Below are 3,025 nucleotides of genomic sequence, written 5' to 3'. Positions count from 1 at the left end.
CCTCCCCGCGTTCCCCGCGATGCTGCGCAAGCAGCTGGGGGGCGCCCCGTACCCGGCCCCCGTCGCGATCATGGCCGCGGCCGTCGAAGGCGCCGGGGTGGACTTCGCCGCCGCCCAGGCGATCGAGGCCCGCTACTTCGCCGGGCTCGCGACCGGGCAGACCGCCAAGAACATGATCCGCGCGTTCTTCTTCGACCTACAGAAGGCCAACGGGCTCGCCAAGGCCCACGGTTCCGCAGAGCGCGAGCCGATCACCAAGGTCGTAATCCTGGGCGCCGGGATGATGGGCGCAGCGATCGCCTACGTGTGCGCCAAGGCCGGTATGGAGGTCGTCCTCAAGGACATCGACCAGGCCGCCGCCGAGCGCGGGAAGGGGTACTCGGAGAAGCTGGTCTCCAAGACCGTGTCCCGCGCCGCAGAGGGCGAGGCTCGCGACCGGGCGCAGGCCAAGGGTGAGGCACTCCTGTCGCGCATCACCCCCACCACCGATCCGTCAGCTGCCTCCGGCGCGCAGGCCGTCATCGAGGCCGTGTTCGAGGACCCCAAGGTCAAGGAGACGGTGTTCGCGGAGATCGCGCCGCACATCGCCCCGGACGCGCTGCTGTGCTCCAACACCTCGACCCTGCCCATCACCATGCTCGCGGGCGGCGTGGACCGGCCGGCCGACTTCATCGGCCTGCACTTCTTCTCGCCCGTCGACAAGATGCCGCTGGTCGAGATCATCAAAGGCGCCGAGACCTCGGAGGACGCCCTCGGGCGCGCCCTGGCCCTGGTCGCGCAGATCGGCAAGACCCCCATCGTCGTCAACGACTCCCGCGGGTTCTTCACCTCGCGCGTCATCGGGACCTTCACCAGCGAGGGCATGGCGCTGCTCGCCGAGGGCGTTCCTGCGCCCACCGTCGAACAGGCCTCCGCGCAGGCGGGCTACCCCGCGTCGGTGCTCGCGCTCATGGACGAACTCACGTTGACCCTGCCCCGCAAGATCCGCGACGAGACGCGCGAGGCCGCCAGGGCGGAGGGCCGCGACCTGCCCGACCACCCGGGCAACGCCGTGCTCGACACGATGATCGACGAGTACGACCGCAAGGGCCGCTCGACCGGCGCCGGCTTCTACGAGTACTCGGGCGGAAAGCGGGCCGGGCTGTGGCCGGGACTGGCGGAGGCTTTCGGTGGCACCACCGAGATCCCGCTGCAGGACGCGATCGACCGCATGCTCTTCGCGGAGGCGCTCGAGACCGTCAAGTGCCTTGACGAGGGCGTGTTGGAGACGACCACCGACGCCAACGTCGGCTCGATCCTCGGCATCGGTTTCCCGGGCTGGACCGGCGGCGTCGCCCGCTACATGGACCAGTACCCGGGCGGCCTGCCCGGCTTCGTCGCCCGCGCCGACGAGCTGGCGGCCAGCTACGGAGAACGCTTCACCCTGCCTGAGTCCCTGCGGTCCAAGGCCGCCTCGGGCGGCACCTACGAGGAGGTCCAGCCATGATCCGCACCAGGTTCACCGAGGAGTTCGGGGTCCGCCACCCCATCGTGCAGGGCGGCATGATGTGGGTCGGTCGCGCCGAACTCGCAGCCGCCGTGTCCGAGGCCGGGGCGCTGGGCATCATCACCGGGCTCACCCAACCCACCCCCGAGGACCTGGTCAAGGAGATCGCCCGGTGCCGGGAGATGACCGACCAGCCCTTCGGGGTCAACCTCACGATCCTCCCGTCGATCACGCCGCCGCCGTACGCCGAGTACCGGCAGGCGATCGTCGAGTCGGGCGTGAAGATCGTCGAGACCGCCGGGTCCAACCCCAAGGACCACCTCCCTGTCTTCCACGCCGCCGGCGTCAAGGTCATCCACAAATGCACCTCCGTGCGGCACGCGATCAAGGCCGAGAAGCTCGGGGTGGACGCCGTGTCGATCGACGGTTTCGAGTGTGCCGGGCACCCGGGGGAGGACGACGTGCCGGGACTGGTGCTCATCCCCGCCGCGGCGGCCCGGCTGACGATCCCGATGCTGGCGTCCGGCGGCATCGCCGACGCCCGCGGCCTGGTGGCCGCGCTCGCGCTGGGGGCGGACGGGGCCAACATGGGCACCCGCTTCATGTGCACGGCCGAATCGCCGGTCGCGGACCAGGTCAAGCAGCAGATCGTGGCCAACTCGGAGCTCGATACGAAGTTGATCTTCCGCACGCTGCACAACACCGCGCGAGTCGCGGCGAACGCCGTCTCGGCTGAGGTGGTGGCCAGGGAGGCAGAGGGCGTGGAGTTCTCCGACATCCAGCACCTGGTCGCCGGCGCCAGGGGCCGAAAGGTCTTCGAGGACGGCGACCTGGACGCGGGCATCTGGTCAGCCGGCCAGTGTCAGGGACTGATCGACGACGTGCCCACCGCGGCCGAGCTGGTCGACCGCATGATGTCCGAGGCCGAGGCGATCATCACCGACCGCCTGTCCGGCATGGTCGCCGCCGCGGAGACGGCCCGATGACCGCCACCGGTCGGGACGCCGTCAAGGTGGAGACCGACGACCTCGGCGTGACGACCATCAGCATCAACCGACCCGACCGGATGAACGCCCTGGACCACCACACGGTCGGCGCGCTGATCGGGCTCATCACCGAGCACGGTGCGGATCCGGGGACCCGTGTCATCGTGCTCGCCGGCGAGGGGGCGGCGTTCACCACCGGGGCGGACCTCCAGGCCATCCGGGAGGGAGCCGACGACGCTCCCAGTCCCGACGTCACCATGGACAACGCCGCGGCTCTGGTCCGCGCGGTGCTGACCGCCCCGGTTCCGGTGATCGCCGCGGTCAACGGTCCGGCGGCGGGGGTGGGCGTCTCACTGGCGCTGGCCTCCGACCTCGTTCTCATGGCCGACGACGCGTACCTGCTGTTCGCGTTCACCAACATCGGTCTCATGCCGGACGGCGGGGCCAGCGTGCTCCTCCCCGCGGCGGTCGGCCGCTCGGTCGCCTCCCGGATGCTGCTGCGCGGGGACGCCGTCTCGGCCGAGGAGGCCCGGGACGTGGGGTTGGCCCTCGA

General features: G+C 70.8%; 3 protein-coding genes. All 3 read left to right on the top strand.

Translation table 11 applies throughout. The features are described from left to right. Window positions 1–1,486: 3-hydroxyacyl-CoA dehydrogenase NAD-binding domain-containing protein (locus tag G6027_RS08760; RefSeq protein ID WP_182636837.1), on the top strand; the 1,486-nt coding region annotated here is incomplete at its 5' end. Next, window positions 1,483–2,472, top strand: a complete 990-nt coding sequence (locus G6027_RS08755) for a nitronate monooxygenase family protein (protein WP_182636836.1) — start codon at window positions 1,483–1,485, stop codon at window positions 2,470–2,472. The genes G6027_RS08760 and G6027_RS08755, both read left to right, overlap by 4 nt. Continuing rightward, window positions 2,469–3,025: enoyl-CoA hydratase-related protein (locus tag G6027_RS08750; RefSeq protein WP_182636835.1), on the top strand; the 557-nt coding region annotated here is incomplete at its 3' end. The genes G6027_RS08755 and G6027_RS08750, both read left to right, overlap by 4 nt.

This window comes from Dietzia sp. SLG310A2-38A2 (assembly GCF_014145095.1).
Lineage (GTDB): Bacteria > Actinomycetota > Actinomycetes > Mycobacteriales > Mycobacteriaceae > Dietzia.
This window is presented reverse-complemented; position numbering and strand designations above follow the sequence as displayed.